The organism is Chryseobacterium sp. 1B4, from assembly GCF_036631475.1.
Taxonomy (GTDB): Bacteria; Bacteroidota; Bacteroidia; order Flavobacteriales; family Weeksellaceae; genus Chryseobacterium.
The window spans coordinates 1-23,549 of record NZ_JAPNUF010000001.1; the positions used below are offsets into that span (position 1 = coordinate 1).

26 protein-coding genes and 8 pseudogenes are annotated in these 23,549 nt (G+C 32.7%); 26 read left to right on the top strand and 8 right to left on the bottom strand.

Going from position 1 to position 23,549, the window contains the following annotated elements:
- From OWR28_RS00005 to OWR28_RS00015, 3 genes and pseudogenes are all read left to right on the top strand, one after another.
- Positions 1 to 858, top strand: a pseudogene (locus OWR28_RS00005) (isocitrate lyase/phosphoenolpyruvate mutase family protein); the annotation flags it as partial.
- A gap of 102 nt (positions 859 to 960) precedes the next feature.
- Positions 961 to 1,278, top strand: coding sequence for an OmpH family outer membrane protein (locus OWR28_RS00010; protein ID WP_332384963.1), 318 nt, complete (start codon positions 961 to 963; stop codon positions 1,276 to 1,278).
- A 50-nt stretch (positions 1,279 to 1,328) separates the two neighbouring features.
- Entirely contained in the window at positions 1,329 to 1,532 is a 204-nt protein-coding gene (locus OWR28_RS00015) for an OmpH family outer membrane protein (RefSeq protein ID WP_332384964.1), read from the top strand.
- A gap of 88 nt (positions 1,533 to 1,620) precedes the next feature.
- On the opposite strand, the gene OWR28_RS00020 is transcribed toward OWR28_RS00015, so the two are convergent.
- The 8 genes and pseudogenes from OWR28_RS00020 to OWR28_RS00055 form a co-directional block, all read right to left on the bottom strand.
- The gene (locus OWR28_RS00020; RefSeq protein ID WP_332384965.1) at positions 1,621 to 2,253 is read right to left on the bottom strand and encodes a hypothetical protein; all 633 of its coding nucleotides are present in this window, start codon (positions 2,251 to 2,253) and stop codon (positions 1,621 to 1,623) included.
- A gap of 612 nt (positions 2,254 to 2,865) precedes the next feature.
- Positions 2,866 to 3,402, bottom strand: a complete 537-nt coding sequence (locus OWR28_RS00025) for a hypothetical protein (protein ID WP_332384966.1) — start codon at positions 3,400 to 3,402, stop codon at positions 2,866 to 2,868.
- A 2-nt stretch (positions 3,403 to 3,404) separates the two neighbouring features.
- Positions 3,405 to 4,306 (bottom strand): annotated as a pseudogene (locus OWR28_RS00030) (DUF6734 family protein).
- A gap of 21 nt (positions 4,307 to 4,327) precedes the next feature.
- On the bottom strand, positions 4,328 to 4,675 hold the full coding sequence (locus OWR28_RS00035; RefSeq protein WP_332384969.1) for a hypothetical protein: 348 nt from the start codon (positions 4,673 to 4,675) through the stop codon (positions 4,328 to 4,330).
- Between the two features lie 266 nt (positions 4,676 to 4,941).
- On the bottom strand, positions 4,942 to 5,481 hold the full coding sequence (locus OWR28_RS00040) for a hypothetical protein (RefSeq protein ID WP_332384970.1): 540 nt from the start codon (positions 5,479 to 5,481) through the stop codon (positions 4,942 to 4,944).
- Positions 5,457 to 5,933 carry a hypothetical protein gene (locus OWR28_RS00045; protein ID WP_332384971.1) on the bottom strand — a complete coding sequence of 159 codons (477 nt, stop codon included), beginning with the start codon at positions 5,931 to 5,933 and terminating at the stop codon, positions 5,457 to 5,459. The genes OWR28_RS00040 and OWR28_RS00045 overlap by 25 nt, the downstream gene beginning before the upstream one ends.
- Positions 5,934 to 5,946: 13 nt before the next feature.
- Positions 5,947 to 6,540, bottom strand: a complete 594-nt coding sequence (locus tag OWR28_RS00050) for an ATP-binding cassette domain-containing protein (RefSeq protein WP_332384972.1) — start codon at positions 6,538 to 6,540, stop codon at positions 5,947 to 5,949.
- A gap of 32 nt (positions 6,541 to 6,572) precedes the next feature.
- Positions 6,573 to 7,627 (bottom strand): annotated as a pseudogene (locus OWR28_RS00055) (ABC transporter transmembrane domain-containing protein).
- A 114-nt stretch (positions 7,628 to 7,741) separates the two neighbouring features.
- On the opposite strand from OWR28_RS00055, the gene OWR28_RS00060 reads away from it, so the two are divergent.
- From OWR28_RS00060 to OWR28_RS00165, 23 genes and pseudogenes are all read left to right on the top strand, one after another.
- Positions 7,742 to 8,653 (top strand): hypothetical protein, encoded by a 912-nt coding sequence (locus OWR28_RS00060; RefSeq protein ID WP_332384973.1) that lies wholly within the window; start codon positions 7,742 to 7,744, stop codon positions 8,651 to 8,653.
- A gap of 92 nt (positions 8,654 to 8,745) precedes the next feature.
- Positions 8,746 to 8,952, top strand: a complete 207-nt coding sequence (locus tag OWR28_RS00065; RefSeq protein ID WP_332384974.1) for a hypothetical protein — start codon at positions 8,746 to 8,748, stop codon at positions 8,950 to 8,952.
- 50 nt (positions 8,953 to 9,002) lie between these two features.
- The gene (locus OWR28_RS00070; protein ID WP_332385080.1) at positions 9,003 to 9,557 is read left to right on the top strand and encodes a S41 family peptidase; all 555 of its coding nucleotides are present in this window, start codon (positions 9,003 to 9,005) and stop codon (positions 9,555 to 9,557) included.
- Positions 9,554 to 9,700, top strand: coding sequence for a FlmA family RiPP peptide (gene flmA, locus OWR28_RS26690; protein ID WP_433986344.1), 147 nt, complete (start codon positions 9,554 to 9,556; stop codon positions 9,698 to 9,700). The genes OWR28_RS00070 and flmA (OWR28_RS26690) overlap by 4 nt, the downstream gene beginning before the upstream one ends.
- Positions 9,701 to 9,735: 35 nt before the next feature.
- Positions 9,736 to 9,879 carry a FlmA family RiPP peptide gene (gene flmA, locus OWR28_RS00075; RefSeq protein ID WP_332384975.1) on the top strand — a complete coding sequence of 48 codons (144 nt, stop codon included), beginning with the start codon at positions 9,736 to 9,738 and terminating at the stop codon, positions 9,877 to 9,879.
- A 38-nt stretch (positions 9,880 to 9,917) separates the two neighbouring features.
- Positions 9,918 to 10,061, top strand: a complete 144-nt coding sequence (flmA, locus tag OWR28_RS00080) for a FlmA family RiPP peptide (RefSeq protein ID WP_332384976.1) — start codon at positions 9,918 to 9,920, stop codon at positions 10,059 to 10,061.
- 36 nt (positions 10,062 to 10,097) lie between these two features.
- The gene (gene flmA / locus OWR28_RS00085) at positions 10,098 to 10,244 is read left to right on the top strand and encodes a FlmA family RiPP peptide (protein ID WP_332384977.1); all 147 of its coding nucleotides are present in this window, start codon (positions 10,098 to 10,100) and stop codon (positions 10,242 to 10,244) included.
- Positions 10,245 to 10,280: 36 nt separating this feature from the next.
- The gene (flmA, locus tag OWR28_RS00090) at positions 10,281 to 10,424 is read left to right on the top strand and encodes a FlmA family RiPP peptide (protein ID WP_332384978.1); all 144 of its coding nucleotides are present in this window, start codon (positions 10,281 to 10,283) and stop codon (positions 10,422 to 10,424) included.
- Between the two features lie 64 nt (positions 10,425 to 10,488).
- Positions 10,489 to 11,154: a hypothetical protein gene (locus OWR28_RS00095; protein ID WP_332384979.1), complete on the top strand. Its 666-nt coding sequence runs from the start codon at positions 10,489 to 10,491 to the stop codon at positions 11,152 to 11,154.
- Entirely contained in the window at positions 11,096 to 11,839 is a 744-nt protein-coding gene (locus OWR28_RS00100; RefSeq protein WP_332384980.1) for an SPASM domain-containing protein, read from the top strand. The genes OWR28_RS00095 and OWR28_RS00100 overlap by 59 nt, the downstream gene beginning before the upstream one ends.
- Before the next feature lie 103 nt (positions 11,840 to 11,942).
- A complete protein-coding gene (locus OWR28_RS00105; RefSeq protein ID WP_332384982.1) occupies positions 11,943 to 12,560 on the top strand; it encodes a S8/S53 family peptidase in 618 nt (205 codons plus the stop codon).
- Positions 12,561 to 12,776: 216 nt separating this feature from the next.
- On the top strand, positions 12,777 to 13,841 hold the full coding sequence (locus OWR28_RS00110; protein ID WP_332384983.1) for a DUF1611 domain-containing protein: 1,065 nt from the start codon (positions 12,777 to 12,779) through the stop codon (positions 13,839 to 13,841).
- Positions 13,842 to 13,935: 94 nt separating this feature from the next.
- Complete coding sequence (locus OWR28_RS00115) at positions 13,936 to 14,526, top strand: hypothetical protein (protein WP_332384984.1); 591 nt, start codon at positions 13,936 to 13,938, stop codon at positions 14,524 to 14,526.
- 1,040 nt (positions 14,527 to 15,566) lie between these two features.
- Positions 15,567 to 17,212, top strand: a pseudogene (locus tag OWR28_RS00120) (outer membrane beta-barrel family protein).
- Positions 17,213 to 17,305: 93 nt separating this feature from the next.
- On the top strand, positions 17,306 to 17,914 hold the full coding sequence (locus OWR28_RS00125) for a hypothetical protein (RefSeq protein WP_332384985.1): 609 nt from the start codon (positions 17,306 to 17,308) through the stop codon (positions 17,912 to 17,914).
- Positions 17,915 to 18,182: 268 nt separating this feature from the next.
- The gene (locus OWR28_RS00130; RefSeq protein ID WP_332384986.1) at positions 18,183 to 18,992 is read left to right on the top strand and encodes a hypothetical protein; all 810 of its coding nucleotides are present in this window, start codon (positions 18,183 to 18,185) and stop codon (positions 18,990 to 18,992) included.
- A gap of 93 nt (positions 18,993 to 19,085) precedes the next feature.
- Positions 19,086 to 19,463 (top strand): acyl-ACP thioesterase domain-containing protein, encoded by a 378-nt coding sequence (locus OWR28_RS00135; protein ID WP_332384987.1) that lies wholly within the window; start codon positions 19,086 to 19,088, stop codon positions 19,461 to 19,463.
- A 260-nt stretch (positions 19,464 to 19,723) separates the two neighbouring features.
- Positions 19,724 to 20,253, top strand: a pseudogene (locus tag OWR28_RS00140) (serine hydrolase domain-containing protein).
- Between the two features lie 47 nt (positions 20,254 to 20,300).
- Positions 20,301 to 20,525 (top strand): hypothetical protein, encoded by a 225-nt coding sequence (locus tag OWR28_RS00145; protein ID WP_332384988.1) that lies wholly within the window; start codon positions 20,301 to 20,303, stop codon positions 20,523 to 20,525.
- Positions 20,526 to 20,627: 102 nt separating this feature from the next.
- On the top strand, positions 20,628 to 20,945 hold the full coding sequence (locus OWR28_RS00150) for a hypothetical protein (RefSeq protein ID WP_332384989.1): 318 nt from the start codon (positions 20,628 to 20,630) through the stop codon (positions 20,943 to 20,945).
- A 159-nt stretch (positions 20,946 to 21,104) separates the two neighbouring features.
- Positions 21,105 to 21,550 (top strand): annotated as a pseudogene (locus OWR28_RS00155) (6-pyruvoyl trahydropterin synthase family protein).
- Between the two features lie 53 nt (positions 21,551 to 21,603).
- Positions 21,604 to 22,338, top strand: a pseudogene (locus OWR28_RS00160) (UDP-2,3-diacylglucosamine diphosphatase); the annotation flags it as partial.
- A gap of 192 nt (positions 22,339 to 22,530) precedes the next feature.
- A pseudogene (locus OWR28_RS00165) lies at positions 22,531 to 23,522 on the top strand (LuxE/PaaK family acyltransferase).
- Positions 23,523 to 23,549: the final 27 nt, after the last annotated feature.

The window sequence follows — 23,549 nt, forward strand, 5'->3', positions numbered from 1 at the left end:
AAACGGAACCGGTAATAAAGAGTATTTAGTGCCCATCATTGCAGATGCAGAAGCAGGTTTTGGAGGTAATCTGAATGCTTTTGAGCTGATGAAACAAATGATTGAAGCAGGAGCAGCAGCTGTACATTTTGAAGACCAGCTGTCCTCAGCAAAAAAATGCGGCATTTGGGTGGAAAAGTACTGGTTCTCAGAAGCTGTCAATAAACATTGCAGCGCGTCTGGCTGCCGATGTATTGGGAGTTCCAAGCCTTATTATTGCAAGAACAGATGCTGATGCTGCGGATTTACTGACTTCAGATATTGATGACAGAGATAAAAAATTTGTAACAGGAGAAAGAACTTCAGAAGGGTTTTATGTAGTAAGAAACGGAGTAGAGCAAGGGATTGACAGAGGTTTGTCCTATGCACCTTATGCAGACCTGATCTGGATGGAAACTTCAAATCCTGATCTGGAGCAGGCAAGAAGATTTGCCGAAGGAATTCATGCAAAATTCCCTGGAAAGATGCTTGCTTATAACTGTTCTCCATCATTCAACTGGGCAGCAAAGCTGAGCGTAGAAGAAATGTCTTCCTTCCGTGAAGAGCTGGCAAAAATGGGATATAAATTCCAGTTTATTACTCTGGCAGGATTCCATGCTTTGAATACTGCGATGTTTGAACTGGCTCTATAAAGAAAGAGGAATGGCAGGATATTCAGAACACAAGAACGAGACACCTTGGCAGAAAGGATTCAGAGCAGTGAAACATCAGTCTTTTGTAGGAACCGGATATTTCGATGAAGTACAGAATATTGTTACAAACGGTTCTTCAGCTACGGTAGCGATGAAGGATTCTACAGAAACCGCACAATTCCATTAGTCATTTTTCCATATTTTTGATGTTAAACCTTCTCTGTTCTGGGAAGGTTTTTCATCATAAATAATCAAAATTGAGTTATATTTGGGGACGAAAAAATTAAAAATGAATTTAATCAAAGTACTTTTTATTACATTAGGATTAACACTTACTGCAAATGCTGCAAAAGCCCAACAGAAAATCGGAAGCGTGAATACTGATGACATTTTTGCAAGTTTATCCGAAGTAAAAACAATAAGTGCAACTGTGGATAACCTGACAAAAACCAAGCAGACTGAAATTGAAAAATTGATCGGAGATTATCAGACTAAGCTGAAAGCAGCACAGGATAAAGAAAAAACTCTTAGCGAAGCCAACAAAGAAGCAGTCACTAAAGAACTGATTGCTGCACAGACGGAATTACAGGGTCTTGGTAAAAAATAGAAGAATCAAGAGCCCAGGCTGCTAAAGATATTTCTGCAAAACAAAATGAATTGTTTACTCCATTGCAGCAAAAAGTAAAAGCTGCTATTGCTGCTGCCGCTAAAGAAAGAGGGATCAATTATGTTTTCGATATTGCATCTCAGGAAACCAATAACCTTGTTTACAACGACGGAAGTGAAGATATCACGGCGCTTGTGAAAAGTAAATTGGGTGCTTCAGCAACAACCGCTAAGCCGGCTGGGAAATCCAAATAAATTTTATATACCGAATATAGGAACGGAATCAGAAGACCTGATTCCGTTTTTTTATAATAATTTTAAACCTCATGATAAAATATAAAATTTAGTGATTATGTAATAACAAACTTTCATTCTGAATGTTAATAGCGAACAGATCTTTAAATTTAGAGATCTCCTCTTTGCTTATTTTATTTTCATCAAACAGCCATCTGCATAGTAAATATCCGTTGCTATATAAAATAATATTGGGCTCAATGTCTCCTTTTAAAATAGCGGCACCGTAAAATGATGCATTGAAAGAATAGGAAGTTTGCGTATATTCGGCTTTTGTTTTGCTAAAATTCAAAAATACAGGCGTAGAATTTTCTTCTAAATAGAGTTCATTTAAATTATACATTGAATAATTGAAGATAGGTCTTCTGTATGAATTAAAAAGCTCTTTGTTTACAGTGAGATAATCTATGTTTTCAGAATTTGAAGAAATAACTCCTTCTGCAGTTAATTGCCCTATACAATTATTAAAATTAGGATGAGCAGAATCTCTAAACAAAAAGCCTATATGATGGCTTTTATCTAAAAAGGTTTTTTGAGTTTTTAGCAAAGCACATATAACCAGGCTCTTTATATTGATATGGCTTAATCTGTCCATATCTAATTTTACCAGTGAGTCAGTAGTAAGTGATTTTTTTCTTTTAGATAATAGTGATACTGGAGATTGCATATGCTTTTTATCCATGAATATTCACTACTTTTATCAATATTATTTTCAAATCCATGATTGAATTTTTGTTCAAAAAAAGAATAATCACTATTGAATTTTTGAAATAATCCTGAGTTTCTTTTACTGCAATAGTCATCAAAGCTATAGAAATGAAATGCGTATTCCGGATTTATATACTTTTTTATCAGATTCTCTTTAATTTTATCGACGCAGTGTCTGTCACATATGATATGATTGATACAAAGGAAAACATAACTTATACTAGCGATATTAAAAATAAATAGCTTGATTAGGGGACTGGATAAATCTGAATATCTGTAATCATTATGAAATGAATCAAAAAAATGATCAATTCTTGTATAATCATCCACATTAAAAATTTTGACAGTAAATAAAGAAACCGGAAGAGTATTTCTAAGGATCAACCCATCATTATTTCTTACAAAAATTGTTCTTAAAATAGACTGTTCATGTAAAAGTTCGAAATAAACCTTTTTAAATTTAGTGATATCAAAATTCTGAAAATCAAGTCTAGCCACCATCCAGGTACTCCCTAAAGCAGAGTACTTATGGTAATCCTGGATTTGTTTTAGAAAAGGAAGTTTTTCGCCATCTTTCAAGGTATACTCATTCATTCTCAGGAGCTATTATTAAATACTGTTTTAGGAGGAAAGATTTTAAAAGATCTATTACCAGGGCACTTTTGTCATTCTCAATTCCTGCAATCTGTTCTAGGCTGAAATTTTTATATTGTAATTTTAATTTTTTAAGTTGTTTATCGTTCTTATGTAAATAAGAAGGAACATAATGAAAATAATTGAAAGGAATAAAATTGGGCTGCAGGATAATATCATTTTCAGCATTATCCACTACACCATTTTCTGCTATGCGGGATTCTACAAAAATCAAATATGGGTTTACCTGAAGCTTCAATTTTCCAAATGTATTATTATCATATTGAACTGCCTCAATACTGTTTTCAATATGTTTTCTTTCAAAATTTTTAAATTCCTCAAGATCAGATTGAGATTTAATAATGTTATCTTTCTCAACAGCTTTTTTAAGCTCCTTAAGCAGATTTCTTACCACTATCATATTAGGGTTGGCATGAAGAAGCTTCAAGCTTATTTCATCTGTAAATAAATCGTATTTGAAATCACTCATGTCTAAATCTTTTTATCATTGATGAGGTTGGTAATTTTTTCATGGTAGTAAGGGAATTCTTTCCACAGATAGTAGGATACAAGTTTAGCATTATTATATGCTAGTTTATATGCACCGAGTAAATGGATATAATGAGTTCTATGAGCATTGTGAAAATTGATAAGTTCTTGAAAAATATGTTCTTTAGGCTTAAGGTTGTTAATAAGAACTTCTACATCAATGTTTTTTCTCTGGCCATGCATAAAAATAGATATTGCTCAAAAAAACAAGGGAATGCATTTTTATTAACTGAAAATTCTACATTTTCAAGTGCATTAATATTTTTATCTACTATTTCTCTGGCTAATTTTGCATATTCCTTAAAAAATGAAATATTATTTCCGCCAATAATACCTGCATTATATTGAGAGGCATCACCGGTTTTTTTATAATATGACTCTATAATTTCAGGGACAAATTCAAGACAGGAATATAATTCTTTTAAATTTCCTTCGTGATAGCCCGTATCCTGTTCTAGCTGTTGGGAAATAAGCTCTCCTTTTTCAATTCTGTCAGGAATTTTCCCAGATAAATACATCGGCATCAGCATGGATAAATGGTTCCTGCTGTATTTCAAAAGCATATATTTTCCCAGTGCCCAGATGTTTTTGGGATTGGGATAGGTGTCATTTAATTCATCCAGCTTAAGTGATACACTGTCGTAAGGAAGTTCTAAAGTATCAATTAATAATTCTTTTCCTACTGTATCTGTAACAAGCTCAACATTGTAGAATTTTTTAAACCGAAGGCAGCTTAATGCCCAACTCATATAATTAAATGTTCTGTGGCTCCATCCACCGGAATTTAAGAAGAACAGATCTCGGGAATGGTAAGGTTTTGACCAAAAACTTTGGACTATTTTCATGGTTTGTTAGTAGTTTTTTTATTAATTAAGAAGTGATAGGATATGTTCAGGTTCAATACCTGAGACAGGTAAATAACAGCTATGGAACTCTTCAATATCTAAGGGGATTTCATGTAATTCTTTCAGTAAAATTAAATCATTTTGTTTAGTGGCAGCAACACAGGTGACCATAGCACCTTGCCACCAGTAACGGGGATGATAATTTTTAGCATCTATCCCAGTACCACAATATACAATTATTGATGGAATCTGATGTTTATTTCTTCTTTTATTATTTAGCAATTCTAAATAAATTCCGTTAGCAAGGTGCATCATTCCGGTACATGGTCCAATAATTGAGAAAATTCCAGAACTTGCCATAATAGCCATTTCTTTTCTTATATTCAGACCATTGACCGATATAATCCTGTTGTATTCTGATGATGTCAAATGAGATTCTAGTCTGTTTCTTTTTCCCGTATTCTCATAATCAAAAAGAATTATTTGGTTTTCAGGGGTGGCTAAAATTAATTTGATTAATGCTAATGTTTTAGCAAAATCTAGTGTCTTCTCAGAATATGATGACTCATCAAATACAATAAAAAGCTTGTTTCCTTTGCAATATCCATTCTTTGCTATCCAGTCTTCAGCAGCATCTATTTCTTCATCAGATAAATATATTTCTTTATGAGTTTGCTTTTTAAGCTTTTTAATGCTTTTAATTTTTTCTCAATTCCCAGGTTGTCTTTAAAAAAATGATTGATATCCCAGGGATGAGCTATTCTAAGATTGTTGAACTCAGTATTCGGAGCAAACCGGTAGATTTTTTTGTCAGCTAATGTGTCAGAGTTTTGTTCATAAAACTTTAATAGTGGTAAAATTGAATTCTGATGACAAATAATGGTATCAAAGGCATGGAGGTTCAGGGTGTCCCAGTTCAAAAGAATTATATTCATTTCAGGAAATGGGTTCGAGGTGAAAATCTGAATAGCTTTTTTATAGAAAAGAACATTTCCGCAGGCAATCGTAATTGTGCTGTCTGTTTTGGATTGTATCTGTCTTATTGATGAAAGCCACATATGGGTGTCTCCAATGTAAAACTGCCTCAGGTGATCATCCAGAATTATTACATTTTCTATAGGTTTGGCTTTATTGATATTGTTTCTGCTGATTATTTTCTGAATACTTGCAGGCAAAAGTGTTTCCTGTTCAAGGGCTGGCTCCGGATTTCTTCTGCTTCATAAATAGAGATGAACTCTTTAATCATTGATGCAGGAAAATATACCATGTTGGGTATTATCAGGTCTTTATCTGCTTTGAAAATTTGTTCCCATTCCTCCCTTAAAATTTCCAGAGAAAAAATGGTATCATATTTTTTATAGTTAAGATCTTTAATCTTTTTGAAAGTAATTGTAATATTTTTACTTATTGAGGGCGAAATTCCGGACTTTTCAATAATCTCTTGCAATAGTCCTGTTCTGTCATTGATTGTAAATTCATTTTGAGGAGACTCTAAAATAGTATAAATAAGTGATCTGATGATTCTTAAATCAATTTCTCCGTTAAGAACAAGATAATTTGAGTCAAACGATAAAAGTATTCTTTCATCATTTTTAATATTAGAAAAGAGATTCTTAAAATTTGACATATTAAAATTTGAGTTAATGTAATTCGGTATTGGTTACTATATTTTTACGAATATTGAGGATTGTTTTATCCTGAACTTTATAGACAGCATCCAACTCGTCCAGTAGATTATGTCTATGAGTGACAATAATAATGATAGAATCTGAATATTTTCTTTTTAAGGTTTCTACAATTTTCTTTTCCAGCAAAATATCCAAAGCAGAGGTTGCCTCATCAAAGATAATAATGGACGGCTTCTTTAATAAAGCTCTGGCAATAGAAACTCTTTGTTTCTGCCCATCAGAAATAACAGTAGTATAATTACTGATATTTGTCTGCAGTCCATCTTTCTTTTCGCTGATAACATGAATTAATTCAGCATCTGAAATGATTTCTTCTAAAAGACTGGATTTCGGTACTGGAGAACCATAAGAAATATTATTTTCTATAGTATCATTGAATAATTGATTTTCTCTTTCTATCAAAGCAATATGTTGTGACCAGTTATCAAAATATTCAATATTTCTGTCATTACAAATAATATTGCCGGTACTTGGCTTTTCCAGCCTGCAGAGTAAATTAATTATTGAACTTTTCCCACTTCCGCTTTCTCCAATAATCCCATACACTTTTCCCTTTTCAAAGGTGAAATTTAAATTTTCTAAGATGGTTTTATTGCCATAACAAAAGAAACGTTCCTGAATTCTATTTTGCTTATAGAGGCAGTATCTGATATTTGAATATTCAGTGAATTCGCTTTAATCTCGTCAGGATTTTCATTACTGATATGTCTGTAAATTCTTTCCATAGAAACTCTTGCCTTTTCAAAATCATTGTAACTGTTTGATAGGCTTATTACCGGGTTATAGATTCTGTTCAGATACTGGATGAATGCAATCAGGGAACCTACTGTCAATTCAGATTGGAATACCATCTTACCACCCACTAATAAAACGATTACAGGACCTATAGCTATAAAAAATGTTGTGGTATTTTTACTGAAGGCATTGTACAGAGAAGCTTTTATACTTACTTTAATTAGTTTTTCGTGCATTCTTGTAGCTCTTCCTTTCTCATAATCTGCTGTTCCGTAGGAGAGTATCACTCTTATATTGTTGATGCAATTCATAAGATAATCATAGATCTTACTTTCCTCTACCTGAATTTCAGAAAAGGTTTTCCTTACATATGGAACAAACAATTTTAAACAGATAATAATAAGAGGAATAATAGTTAGGCTAACCCATGTTAATTTTACATTTAATGCGAAAAGCATAAAAAGTACACTGACAACGGTAAATAAATTGTTAAGAAAAGCCAGCACCAGAGAAGACATCATATTCTGAATATTCCCGATATCATTGGTGAGTAAGAAAACAATTTCTCCGGACTTATTTTCACGGAAGAAGTTTAAATTCTTTTTAAGATTTTACTGAACACATCTACCCTAATATCTGCAATGATATCTTTACTTATTTTTGTATAGGCTATATCTGACAATATGCCTATACCAATTCTTATAATATAAATTAAAACTAAAATACACAGCGTACTAATCAGGTAGCTATACGTTTTGTGAGGAAAAATATCATCAATAATGATTTTGAGGACATAAGGGGATGCCAAAGAGCAGACGCTGCTTATTATCATTAACAGGAGCAGAGCTACCTGTAACTTCATATGCGTCTTCATAAAGGATATAAAGTATTTGAACATTGAAATGGTTAAAAGTTTAATAAAACAAACTTAAAATTTTTTTTAATTTTAATTTCATTATTCTTGTGTAATGTTTTAGATTTTTAATACATTTAACAAAAACAATAACCTTTAATGAAATTCATCAGATTAACCGTGATTTGCTGTGCATTTCTCTTTTTTCATGCTGTAAGCGGACAGATTAGGGCATATTATAAAAGCGAAATAATAACACCCCTGTATTCTGTTATCAGTAAAGAGAAAAATTCAAACTTTTTCTTTCCTGTATATAATAACTTTCCAAGTAAAAATATATCATTTAAGGTAACTGCAAATACCACAATATCTATTCCTGATGATATTAAAAATCAGTTTAAAGAACCAGTTTCCTTATCCTACAGATATTACACTAAGAATATAGAAAAGATCCGTATTTATATAATAACCAATGACAATCAACGTAAAGAATTAAATACTATTACTCCGGCTGAAGGCTATGGATATCCTACAATTACAAGCTTGAATCTGGATCAGGATAAATACCCGAAAGAAATTGAAATTCAGTTTGATGTTAAAGAAAAAGGACTCCCTTATGATTTGATATTTTCATCCTTGGATCTGGTGAATTATAGATTGAAAGATGAAATTTCACCATCTGCTGTTTTTCAGAAAAAACCATTTGATAATAACCAATACACAAATCAATATTCATCTACGCCATTTCAATCTAATGGAGAATTAGCATCTTTTCCTGAAAAAGTGACCAATGAAATTTTCAGAGGCCGCATAGAAGTTGACAATATTGGAAAAACTGATAGTAAGGAATTATTAGCAGAAACATTGTTGCTTTTATTGGAAGATTATCCTTTTTATGATGTTAAAAAAATTAATAAAGATGAATATTTAAAAGTAAGCAAGCTTTACTTTGATAAGAACAAATATTTATCAAAATGTGAATTTATAGATTCTGCAAACAGTTATTTCAAACGTACTATTAATGATCCACATTTCAAAATAGGATCTGTTTGTGAAAAGCCCAAAAAATAAGTCCGGTATACACTTATCCGATAGGAGGAAAGTATATTGTTTCTGCAGTATTTGATCCAGAACTGCGTGAAAAGATTCCGGTTGGAAGCTCCTTGCTGAAAATAAACGATCATATTCTTACGAAGAATATGAATTATAAGGAAATTAATGATGAATTATTAAAACAGCCTGTTAAAAGCTATATGAACCTTGAATTTAGTAAGCCTTCAGGAGAAGTTGCTAATGTTTCTTACTTTATTAAAGATAAATATGAAATACCGGATAATTTTAAACCGAAGAATCTTTATATAAAAAAATAAATGATTACTGGACTTACTTTAAAATTAATAAAATTACTTACGATCTGAATATAGCCTACCTCAATAATTTTAATCTAATTAATGAGTCAAAGGGATTATTGCTGGATTTAAGAGGATGTACCGGAGGAGACTTTTTAGCAGCATCACAGTTCCTTTCTTATTTTATCGGGGAAAAATTTGTTTTTAACTATGGTTATGACAAGGCAGATAATAAAAATGCTGTGATCGTAAACGGTTCAAAGGATACATCCTACAATTATAGCAGAAAAGGAAAAGTTATTTTACTGGTAGATGCGGATACAGCATGTGTTGCAGAAATGATAGCCTACGCACTATCGAAATATAGAAAAGAGACCACTCATATTGTAAGTAAAGACAAGCATACTGCAGGAGCATTATCCTTTGCATATGAGATTCACTTGCCGGACGGAATTACCATAACAACCAATGCTCTTGGAAGCAAAAGAAAGATATTTTTAGATGAAAAAATCATCGAAGAAAAAGGAATAGAACCAGATGTATTTATCCAAATACAATCTGTTGAAGATTTACAGCCCTATAAAGATAAAGTGCTTGAAAAAGCCATATCAAATTTTTTATTATGAAAAAAGAATTAGTAAAACCAAGTCCTGTTAAGGAAAGAGCAATGAAAGAAGTCGAGTCACTTTGTGATGGATTTACGTGCTCCAATTTTTCTAACAATCCGCCTACTGTCGATACAGGAAAGGATGTAGAAATTTTGTTCTAAACTAAAACCATTGTTTAACAAATTAAATTCATTTTATGAAGAAAGAATTAGTAAAACCAAATTCTATTAAAGACAGAGTAGCTAAAGAAGTGGAATCACTTTGTGACGGATTTTCTTGTGGTACGTTTTCTCATTCGCCAGCAGGAGATACAGGAGACGACACAGATATTTTGTTCTAAAAACTAAAATTATTGTATAACAAATTAAATTTTTTAATATGAAAAAAGAATTAGTAAAACCAAACGCAATTAAAGACAGAGTAGCTAAAGAAGTAGAATCACTTTGTGATGGATTTTCTTGTGGTTCATTTGCGAGCTGGCCTACTGGTGATACAGGAACAGATACAGATGTTTTGTTCTAGTACGCAATTATTGTATAACAAGTAATCTTAATTAATATGAAAAAAGAACTGGTAAAGCCAAATTCTATTAAAGACAGAGTCGCTAAGGAGGTAGAATCACTTTGTGATGGGTTTTCTTGTGCTACATTTTTGTGGCAAAGTCCTGCAGGGGATACAGGAACCGATTCAGATGTTTTATTCTAACATTAAAATTATTATTAACAAAACAAATCAAATCTTATGAAAAAAGAATTAGTAAAACCAAATTCAATCAAAGACAGAGCTGCTAAAGAAGTAGAATCTCTTTGTGACGGATTTACTTGCTCAACATTCAACTGGACACCTCAAGGTAGTACAGGGGATGATACTGATGTTCTTTTCTAAATAATAATAAATAAAATAGGGCTGTATTTATTTAATTTACGAAAATCACTAATCTATATTAATTATGTCACTAATAAAAAATAATCCTTTTAATATTTTGGTGCCTGTAGAAGAAAGAGATGAGTTTTTGTTATATAACACTCTTACGGGCGGCCTGGATGTTTTAACCTATGATGATGGCATTCAACTGAGTGGCATAGCAATGATGAAACATGCCGATTCTGACAATTACTCACAGAATTTTATCAATGATCTCTCTGAAAAAGAATATCTGATAGACAGTGACTTTGATGTTCTTAACCTACTGGAAAGAAATGTAAACGAGACCCAGTTTAAAAATGCAGGAGTCATCAATCTTACAATTGGTACTACCATTACCTGTAATATGGGGTGTTCCTACTGTTTTGAATTTGTAAAACCAAATCATACCCTTAAGGATGACAAGGTTAAAAAAGGAATTGTAGACTATATCAGCCAAATTGTTACTAACTCCGGAAAAGTCGTTCATACATTGTCTGTAACCTGGTACGGAGGTGAGCCTTTAATCAATGTCAAAGCCATTGAAGATTTATCTGTTGATCTGAGAAATCTGGCACAAAAGTTCAACCTAAAGTACGATGCTAACGTTATTACCAATGGTATTTATCTGAATAAAAAATGCAGACATCTTAGTGAAAAGTGGTGTCAGAACAGCCCAGATAACGATAGACGGTGCCCGGGAGGTTCATGATAGAAAAAGACCTTTGAAGCAAACAAAAGGAGAAAATTATTTTAAAATAATTCGGAATATTGCAGAAGTAGATAGTAAAGACCTGAGTTTTACCATTAGACTCAATATCGACAAGGAGGTTGCAGAAAGTATTCCAACACTACTTGATGATTTTTATGAGTACGGCATATGGCCTCAAAAAAATGCACAAATCCATTTTGATCCGGCATGGCTGAGATCTTATGAAGAAATTGATTTATCTGAAGAGGAAGGCAACAAAAGAATGAGTGTTGATGAATATTTTGAATTTAAACAGAATTTCAGACTTGAACTGATCAAAAGATACAATAACTGGGCAGCCGGGATAAACAAAAAGACTGCAAAACTGAAATGGGACTTACCTATGTATCAGTCTACCTGCGCCACCTGGGCTTCCCCTATCAGTCTGGTAATTGATCCTAACGGCTATGTACATAAATGCTGGGAAACCATTCACGATGATTCTAAAGCACCCACCAATGTCTTTGAACCTTATGATCCTAATAGATTTCAAAAATATTCTGCCTTTAACAGATATACCCATAGCGATGTATGCAGAAACTGCAGCTATCTCCCTATTTGTGATAAAATATCATGTTCATATGAAGCCATAAAAAGAAAGTGCCAGAGTGTACACCATGGAAGTATAAACTGGAGAATTACCTGAAAACACAATATCTGAGAATGTTTGAACAGCCTGAAACCATTACAGCTCCACAAAGAGTAGACACTTTTAACTCCGGACATTCTAATAAATAACATCAGGAATAATGACTATAGGAATTATTGATACAGGATGTGATAAAGAGCATAGACGCTTTACCGGTTTAAATATCGAGGGGATAACTATTTACAAAAAAGAAAGTAATGAGATTATTATCATAGAAAACGAATTCTCAGACAATAAAGGGCACGGAACCGGAATCGTATCGATTATACATAAGAATTCTCCCTCATCAAAGATCATTATCGTCAAAATCGAATCATTTGATCATATAGTGTCAGAAGATTTACTGATTGAAGCTATTGAATATTTGACAAATAATACTGATGTCAAAATTTTGAATATCAGTATGGGGATTAATACCAACAGCCCATCCGCAAAATTAAAAGAAGCCTGCCAGAATGCTTTTGATAAAGGGATTATAGTAATTGCCTCTGCCTATTATAAACATGATAATTTATGTTTCCCCGCAAACTTTAAAACTGTATTGGGAGTAGGATCAGGAATTGTTAAAAGTAAAGAAAGTTTCAGATTTCTGGGATTAGATTCTTTCGTAAATGTTTTGGCTAAAGGGGGTTCAAAGAGTGGCTACACCAGGAAACAAATATCAATTCAGTACAGGAACAAGCCTGGCAACAGCTCATTTTACATCAATACTTGCTGAAGCGTATATAAAAGGAGAGTGGAAAACAAGAGAAGAGTTAAACAATTGGGTTTATGTACATTCTGACAATGATACAATAAGTCTTACAAAACATGATCGGTTAAAAGTCAGTCATGATGAAAGTACATCCGTAAAAGAAGAACGTACTTTTAAAGATGTTTTACTCTTGACGAATCAGTTAAGAATTTTGCGATTTTTCCTTTTGAAGAGAAAGAAATGAAAACGTTAATTGAGTTTAAAGAAGATTTAAGCTCAAACTTAATCTTAGCCATTGGCTCACCAAGGGTCATCAAACTGGATAATACAATAGAATTACTGAAGAAAAAGGATATTGATTTCATTACCAGATCTTTGGATTCTGAGCATTTCGATCTTTTTGATACCATTGTAATAGGGTATTTTCTTGATAAATTATCAGACGCAAACTCTTTTTTTGGCTACACACTGATCAAAGAATGTATCGTAAGAAACAAAAACTTTATCGTTTGGGATAAGGCTGTATATGATATTATTAACCAGGAGATTACCGATGGTGGATTCACATACACAGGGAAACTGTTTTTAACATCCTTTGATGATGAAAAGAAAAATTTTCTATACCGGAATACAGACTATGCTGCATTGAAAAAACCTTCTGTTTGTGTGGTAGGAACAAACAGCAGACAGAGCAAATTTACCACACAGATGATGATGAGGAAAATACTGGAAAAAGAAGGGTATAAAGTTTCACATATTTCCACTGAACCTCAGGGGATACTTCTTAATTCTTCCTGCGTTTTTCCGATAGGTCACAATGGGACCGTATCTGTAGACCTTCGGGAATGGAATAAATCATTAAGACTTTTGACTCAAAGTATTGAAGAAATTGAAGATCCGGATATTATCATCACAGGAAGCCAGGGAGGTATACTTCCTTTACACCCTGTAAATGATTCTCTGCCACCAGAAAAACTAATTTATGTAAAGTCTTTCTATCCTGATGCTATTGTTTGTACGATCAGTCCCAGCGATTCCATTGAGGTCATAAAGAGAACAGTGGATACTATAAAATCATTTGTAGAAACGGAAGTGCTTTTTTATGTACTGACTCCATGGCAGTACAAATTTCATCATGGGTATAAAACCATTGTATCTTTTGATAAGATAAGTGAAGAAGAATATAATGAAAGATTAAATTATTATAATGAAAACCTGGATAAGAAAGTAATCAATATCAAAGACACCAGTCATCACAATACTGTAATAGAAGAAATCGTAAATTTCTTTACTAAAGAAAAGTAGCAGTATAAGTATAAAGAAATCTAATTGTAATATGAAAATAGATATCAATAAAATAAATAACAGCTATCATGCTTTAACATATGATGATAGTGAGGTGGTTAAAAAAGATTATTTTAATGACCAGTATGGGTATGAGGAATCGGTTGTTTTTAAAAAAGCATTTAAATCTGAGGATGGAAAACCAGATACTGAAAAAATTTTAAATGTCTTTAACTGCTGGCTATCTGAAGATAAAACGACAAAAACTGATATGATGTCAGAAGAGAAAGAAATGTTTTCAAATTTAAACCGCGAAGAATTTAACAAAGGTAAGTGGAATGCTTTAGCCTCCGGCAAAAGACTTTGGCTGGTATATCCGTCTGCATTTAATTCTGAAATAAGTAATAACCTCTCTAAATATCAACCGGATAACCTCGAAGATATTAACAGAAAAATTTCTGAAAATGCGATCAAACCGTTTTATGCTATCCAGGAACCTGGAGAGTTAATTTATATCCCCGGAAGCAATTATCATATGCATATTAATTTGGAAGATACCGATACATTTCAGCAGGAATTTATTAACGAAATCAACTACGACGATGTTAGAATAGCCATCAGAAAATTTAACATAGAAGATTTTAAACATCTTGAAAAAACGATCAAAAGTCAATTTGAAAAATTAAGTCAGTCCGATCTCGTATAAAGATCAGAGTAAAAACCAAAAACAATTTTTATGGAAAACAATATAAAGGAAAAAATCAGTGATATTTTACAGGACTTAACGCAGAATGAGTACCGTGATATTTTGAAGGGTGTGAGAATGACCAGGACAGATTACAGCTATTGACTTCAGAATCAATGCTGGCGCTGGTTTTTATATCATCCCTTGAAGACGAATTCTCAATTGAATTTGAAGATGACGAATTAGATGTGAACTTTTTCCAGCCCGGAGATTGTTGAAAATATTATTAAAAAGCATCTTGCTCTTGCTTAAGTATGAAAAAAATCCTTTCAGTATTTTTATTTATTAGCCTTATTCAATCTGTATATTCTCAGAAATATTCAGCCGCCGGTAAAGTAGTAAACGAGAATGGTTTGCCGGCAGCAGCGGAAGTAATTCTTAGCACAAAATCAGATTCTTTACTTGTAAAAGCTGCGGTTACCGATGATAGTGGAAAATTTATTCTTGAAAATCTGTCAAACGGAAAATATATCATCAGTATTCAGCAGGGAACTTCAATTAAATATAAGGAGATATTTGAAATTAATAATAAATCTATTGATTTAGGAAACATTACAGCTCATCAGAATACAATTTTAATAGATAAAGTTGTTATTGTTAAACCCCTCCTGGAAAGGAAAATTAACAAGACAATTATTAATATAGAAAATAGTATTTATAAAGTAGGAGATAATACTTATCGATTATTAAATATTTCCCCTGAGATTCAGACCGATAATATTGGGAATATAACTTTCAGGGGAAATGAATCGGTAACAGTCTATATGGATGGCAGAAAGCTACAGCTTTCAGGAAGAGAACTAATGGATTATCTGAAATCAATTCCTTCAGAATCTATTAAAAATATCGAAATAAGTTCGGTTCCTTCAGCTGAATTTGACGCAGCCAATAAAGGAGCTGTGATTAACATCAATACAAAAAACAACTATAAATACGGACTAACAGGTACGGTGTACAATGAAGTGCAGCAGCATAGACGCTTTCAATGGAATACAGGATTAATGCTTGTATATAGAAAGAAAAAAGTCACAACACAGGCTAGTTATTCCTTTGGAACAGGTAGGGGATTTAATGATAATAATGACACGCAAACTTTCTTTGATAAACCTTTACAGCTCAGTCAGCACGAAGATTATAAAGAGAAAATTAATGCACACAATCTCAATCTGGGACTTGACTATAATATCAACGATAAAAACGTTGCAGGTGCTAATTATAATCTGAACTACTGGGATGGCACAACCAATGGGTTATCAGTAAATTCAATAAGAAATACCGTCAATTTTAATATTGACTCAATATATATTACCAACAATGAAAAACCTTTAAGGCTGAATAATCAGACATTTAATGCTTTTTACAGATACAAGATTGACTCGCTTGGCAGCAAAATAGATGCAGGCTATAATTTTATCAATTATAATAATCATCAGGAATCTTATCTAAACAATAGCTTCTTTGATGATAACAATCACAGCATAAGACCAAATACATTTTTAACTATAAAAAATCCTATGAAAATTAATATCCATACTTTCAATTTGGATTATAATAAAGTGCTTAAAAATGATTTAACCATTCAGATTGGATCAAAATATGTGAACTCCAAAACCAATAATAATATACAATTCTTTGATGGAGTGAATCAAATATACAATTCTGTTCGTTCAAATGAATTTATATATGATGAAAAGATTCTCGCTTTCTATTCCAGTATGACAAAAAAATGGAATAAATGGGGAATGAACCTGGGGATGAGAGTTGAAAATACCAATTATAATGCAAACTCGGTAACTTCATCTGAATCTATTTCCCAAAACAGATGGGATTTTTCCCAACAGTTTTTCTTGAATATAAACCTTCAGATGATAATACATTAAACTTCTCCTATGGACGAAGAATAACACGGCCCGCATTCAGAGTTCTTAATCCGTTCGAAAATATTGAAGATCCGTTTTCCATTTCAAAAGGAAATCCTTTTTTGAAACCTTATTTTTCAAACAGTTTTGAGCTTACATATCTGATTAAGAAAAAGCATAATTTCACCCTTCTTTACCAGAAGAATTCTAATGTTATCAATAATGTTTTCATTACCAACGAGGATTCACAGACGATTTCTACATTTGATAACATTAATGATGAAGATATGTATTTAGCATCATTCAGTACTTATTTTGATATTTATAAATGGTGGAATTTCAGTCTGTATTCTAATGTAATTTATCGAAAAATTAAAGTGAATAATGAAAATCCACAATCTTATGAAAAAGTAACACCTTACATCAGAATTAGTAACACTTTTAAAATTCAGGACAATTTCTTTATAGAACTTAACGGAAGCTATTTTTCAAAAACGTTCTATGGTATATATGATCTTCATCCGCAAGGGGTAATAAACCTGTCCATTAGAAAATCCTTTTTTAATAATAAGTTGAATGTTAACCTGAATGTTAATGATCTGTTTAATCTTAAAAAAATTAAAATAGATGTCAATGAATCCGATTTTAATAGAGAAATCGAAAATAGATTTGCTATAAGAAGTGTGTCCCTAAGACTGTCCTATAGCTTTTCTAAAGGAAAGAAAAATACCAACAGAGAGCAGATAGAATCTACCAATAGCAATGAGGTCAACAGAATCAACCAATAGTATATTTAAATTATCCGATTTTTTGAAATTTATGAAGAAGAAATAAACAGAGAAAATGTTTATTTACACTCGTATATCTCACACAAAAAGGTATTGATCAGTAAAACAGTTTACCATTTACTGCAGGAAAAATCATTTCAGTTTATAGATAAGGAAATATTAAGTGAATTGATCACTAAGGATATTGTAATTCCGGAACTGATTGACGAAAAAGAAAATATTACCCAATCTTTGCAGAACCTAAATAAATTAACGATTGTTTTTGATGATCATCACTTTTCTGATACTATTTTTCGGGATATATTTCATCTTTTGAATAGAATAGAATATAAGGATATCTGTCTGCTCTTCACCTTTCAGAATAAAAATAATATTGATTTTATAAAAGAAGAATTACCAAAGTATTCTCAACAACTGGAAAATATATCCATTCTGAGGTTGGAAAAACTGGACAAAAATTCTTTTGAAAGTAAAATTTATATCTATAAATGGTTAAATAATTTTCGTGAAGAAAAACAAATGTATTCCCATGCAATTGTTTATAATACAAATGATTTCGAAACTTATAGAACTTCTGTAGATGAAGAGAATATCTCATTTAAGGAAATGAACAATGCTGTTCTGCATACCTACAGGGATAAACTTGTAAGACAAAAAGGAAGGATTCCTTATCGCTTTTATCATCTGTTCATCATTATCTGAAAGAATTACCGATATCCGGATTTCTTGTTGATTATGACAAAGTATTAGAATTTATTAAAACTCGCAAAATACATAAAGACTGTATTGAATGCCCAGTTTTACCATTGTGTGGCGGATATATTGATAGAATTGAAGTAAAATGTCCTTCATTTAAATATAGTAAACTGAAAATTTTTAGCAGAGAAACAGAAGAAATATCCCAAAGTACAATAACAGGTGTTAGTAATAGTTTAACATTAAAATCAGAAATCCTGGAAAGCTTTGAAAAATGATTTCTTATAATGTTAAAGATCATTTGGATCATATGGCCATTGTATACCTTAACAAAGAATACAGCAAAGGGTTTATCCATGCAAAATCAGGAAAAATTGCAGAAGCTAATCATACTTTTGCGAATGCAGATGTACTGGCCAAAAGATTACTGCCTCAAAGTGGTTTTTCTTACAATTATATACAAACATTCATTACTTCTACCAAGTCTTATCTGGCTTTTAAAACCAATAAAAAGAAACATGCTATCGATATTACCTTAGAAGGTATCCGGTATGGAGTTCAATTAAATAATTACGAATATTCGGAAATTATTTCTTTACATATATCTCAAATGCTGATGAACTTGTCTAAAGTTTATTTAACTTTAAATGATTTGAAAAATTGGGAAAAAACCACTCTTTCCAATATCCATTATTTGCTGAATTATGATTTGCCGGAAGAAGCCTCCGGATATGATATTCGCTCATTACAAAAGACACCGGAGAATCTGAAATATTTTATGCTAGTAGAAACCATTAATCAGGTATTAACCAATATTGTAAGAAATGATTTTGAACCCGGTGTAGAATTACTTAAAAAAATTGTTGTCAATGACCTTTCAAAAGATGTAAATAAACAAATTTGTGAATGGGTGGATTTAATTACCATTTTCTGTACCTCTTATACCAATATTTCAGATTACGAAATCCGGCTTTCGGAATTTTACAGTTCTGAAAATAAAATAATAGATCTTTCTAAACTTAAACTTTTTTTAAGATTTATGGTTAAAAACAACAATAAAAAAATCTATAGAAATACTTTATAATCTAAAAAAACAACGGTTAAATATTATATAATTCTGGAAAAGTTCTGTTTTAAAAATAATAAATTTGAGTAAACTTTCAGAAGAATGAATTTAATGTACGAAAAACAGATAAAAGTAACAGAACAACATATTGATCAGAATAATCATGTCAATAATGTACAGTATGTGCACTGGGTGGAAGAAGTGGCAGCAGAGCACTGGGATCTGTTAAAACATAAAACAGAGTATGCAAATGATGTCTGGATGCTTCTGGACCACCATATCCAATATAAAAAACAGGTTTATCTGAATGATGTCATTACGGTAAGAACCTACCCTCTGGCCCCCGAAGGAGCCAGACAGCCACAAAAGGTAGAATTTTACTGCAATGATGAGCTGGTGGTAGATTCAAGCACACTTTGGATTTTATTTGATCCTGAAACTAAAAAGATCAAGCGTTTGGAAAGCGACTGGTTGGAAAAGTTTTTGTGATCAGAGAGAAGACAAAATCATTAACAGATTTGAAAAAATGATAAATAATGCCTGAACCAGGAGATCATTTTTCTGATGTAATACAATAAGGTCCACAGCTGTTTTAATAAGGAACATCAAACAAACATCTCCATGAAACTATCTATTTTACCAATACTGTTTTCAGGTTTTTCTTTACCGCGTACAGCCAGACTACAGAACAATCAAAGGCCATCGATGACTATATCAAAAAGGTTATTCAAATCAATGAGATACCGGGAATGGCTGTCGGAATTGTAACCGATAATAAAGTAACTTTCCAGAAGTACTACGGAACAGAAACTTTGGAAAACGATAAGAAAGTAGATTCTAATTCTATGTTCAGGGTGTATTCTACTACAAAACTGATGTCCAATGTTGGGCTTTTCCAGCTTATTGAGAAAGGAAAAATATCTCTGGAAGATAAAATTTCAAAATATATTGACAATATACCGGCAGAATGGCAGAATGTTAAGGTGAAAAATCTTTGTCTCATTCTTCAGGGTTACCTGACTGGATTAACTTCAGTGATATTGCAACAGATGCAACTAACGCTGAGGTTATTAACCGCCTGTCACAAGAAAAAATGGAATTTGAAACCGGAACTGACTATAGATACAATCAGACAAACTATATGCTGATTGCGATGATTATTGAAAAAGTAACCGGAGAGAAATTTGAAGATTATATCCTGAAGAATCAGTTCTCAGATTCCAGAAATCAGGTGGTGTTTTCATCCAATTCCATTGAAAAATTCCTAACAGAATTGTAAAATATATTTACAACAAGAATACACATCAGTATGATAAATCTACATTTGTGGAAGGAAGAAGAGCACATGCTGCCAACGGTCTGGCCATCTCATTGCCTGCTTTTTTACAGTGGAGCATTCATCTTAGTAAGAATGATTTTCTAAAACCAGCCACCCGGGCGTTAATGTGGAAGCCATTCGAATACAAAAATAAAGAGATTACTTTCACTCATGGCTGGGATACAGATACTTTTAATAATATAAGATCCTATAATTTTCGGGGGGAAATGTGAGTGCCTACAGAATTTTTCCTGACAGGCATTTAGCAATTATAGTGATGTCCAGCGGATATAAAAACTTGCTGTTTTTATCCAGTGATCAATCAGATTGCCGGTATGATGGATAAACGAATGCTGAATCCATACATGGTGGCAGAAGAATATACAAGGTCTGAACCTCTTGTTCATCCTGATCTTAAAAAAGAAGTTTATGGCTACCGGACTGAAAAAGATAACATCATTTTTTCTTACCCGTTTCCGGACGAACAAAGTGTAGAATATATCAGAAATATATCAGTTACCGGCTCTTTTAATAACTGGAATCCTGATGATCACGCATATTATATGAGCCTGAAAAACGGCAATATTTTTGAACTGGTACTGCCAAAATCTCAGTTTGAAAAGGGAAAACTTATCAGTTTAAATTTGTCATGAATAAAAAGGCTGGCTTTCTGTACCTTACAATGCAATGAATGTTGATGGAACCAGAGATAATAATCTGACTTTTAAAATGGATTAAAGAATATTTTAAAATCGCATCAATAGAAACAATAGTCTTTTCTGTGTTAAGCGGTTTTATCATATCTTTGCAGTATGATACGTATTACAAAAATTTTTACATTCGAAACGGCTCACGTACTTTACAACTACGATGGGAAGTGTAAAAATATGCATGGACATTCCTATAAGCTGTTTGTTACAGTGAAAGGAAAACCGATTAATGATATTGATAACCTAAAAATGGGATGGTAGTTGATTTCGGAGATATCAAAAGTATCGTAAAATCTGAGATCGTAGACGTATGGGACCATGCGGTTCTTGTCAATGCACTGTCTCCACACAAAGAATTGGGAGATGATCTGGAACAGAAAGGCCATAAAGTTATTTATTGCAGTTTCCAGCCAACCTGTGAGAATATGTTGTACGCAATCGCCGCTAAAATCAAATCAAAACTTCCTGAAGGAATTTCTTTAGCTTATCTTAAACTTCATGAGACAGAAAACTCTTATGGAGAGTGGTTTGCTGAAGATAATCAATAATTTACCCACAAAACTCAGAAGGTGTTAAAAACAACAATTAATTTAGAACCTGGAAAAAAGTATATTTCGCTTCAGATCAGCATTTTGGTGCTCCTACGCCAAAGGAAAGTAAGTTGCGCGAGGAGAGGTTTATACGCTGGATGGACGAGATCAAAGGAGACGCCCAGGTATTGTTTTTAATGGGTGATCTTTTTGATTTCTGGCATGAGTGGAAGCATGTTATTCCCAAAGGATATGTCCGGGTGCTTGGTAAAATTGCAGAACTCAAAGACAGGGGGATTCATATTTATTTCTTTGTCGGGAACCATGATCTGTGGATGAAAGATTATCTGGAAGAAGAGATTGGTTGTACGGTATTCTATCAGAAACAATATTTTGAAATGGGAGGGAAGCAGTTTCTGCTGGCTCATGGAGATGGCCTGGGACCTGGTGATAAAGGATACAAAGAATGAAAAACTATTTACGAATCCTGTTGCACAATGGTTCTTTAAATGGCTTCATCCTGATATTGCAATGAAAATTGCATTATACCTTTCCCAAAAAATAAAATGATCTCAGGAGAAGAAGACAAAGCATTTCTTGGGGAAGATAAAGAGTTCCTGATTATTTATTCCAAAGAAAAGCTGAAAACGCAGAAGATTGACTACTTTATCTATGGACACAGACATCTGCCTATGGTATTGGATCTGGAACCGGGTGCAAAATATATCAATCTCGGGGACTGGATTTCTTATTTTACCTATGGAGTATTCGAAAAAGATTTTGAATTGAAGACTTTTGAAAAATAAAACAAAAAAATTACCTCTAAAAAGAGGTAACTTTCGAACAGGTGGAAAACCCACTCTTGTTTTTAATCCATATTCCAGATAATTGATTGCAATAAGTTTACCAAAATAGGTTTTGTACATTAAAAAATTATTAAATAACAATATTTTATCTCTGTAATTGCCTCGTAGTGAGGATTAATGAATTTAAAAATTATGGAACTGAACAATATATTCAACATACAGAATGAACAAGTTTCCTGGATGCATCATTGAAAACATTTCGTTATCAATATGAAAATGTTGAAATATACAGGAAGTTCGTTGACTTTCTGAATGTGAATCCCGATGAGGTAAACAGCCTGGCCAAAATTCCGTTTTTACCTATCGAAATGTTTAAAAACCATCAGATTCTGGATAAAAATGTAACGGCAGATCTGTATTTTCAAAGTTCAGGAACTACTCAGATGAATCTTTCCAGACATTTCATTGCAGATCCGGAGTTATATGAGGAAAGTATTTATAAAAGCTTTGAACGGTTTATAGGAAAACCGGAAGATTTTATCTTCCTGGGTCTGCTCCCAAGTTATCTTGAGAAACAACATTCATCACTGATCTATATGGTAGACTATCTGATGAAAAAATCGGGTAAGCCGGAAAACGGATATTTTCTTTACAATCATGCTGAACTCTTTGACCTGTTGAATAAGCTTCAGGATAAAAAAGTTATTCTTTTCGGAGTTTCATTTGCTCTTCTTGATTTTCTGGATTATTGTCATTCCGGGCAAAGCGAAGAATCTCTCAATTTTCCTGAAAATCTGATAGTGATCGAAACCGGAGGAATGAAAGGCAGAAAAGAAGAAATGACAAAAGATGAATTGCTGAAGATCTTACAGGAAGGCCTTAAAACAGATAAAATATACTCTGAATATTCCATGACAGAACTGCTTTCACAAGCATATTCCCTTGGGAATAACGAGTATGAATGCCCGAACTGGATGAGAATCATGGTGAGGAATGCGGAAGATCCTTTAGCTTATGAAAAAGAAGGAAGAACGGGCGCTGTTAATATTATTGACCTTGCCAATGTCCATTCCTGCTCATTTATAGCAACACAAGATCTTGGGAAAATAACCGGAGATAAATTTCAGGTACTGGGAAGAATAGACCATTCCGATATCAGAGGCTGCAGCCTGCTCGTAAGCTGATGATTTAATAAAAAAATGTGAATAGTC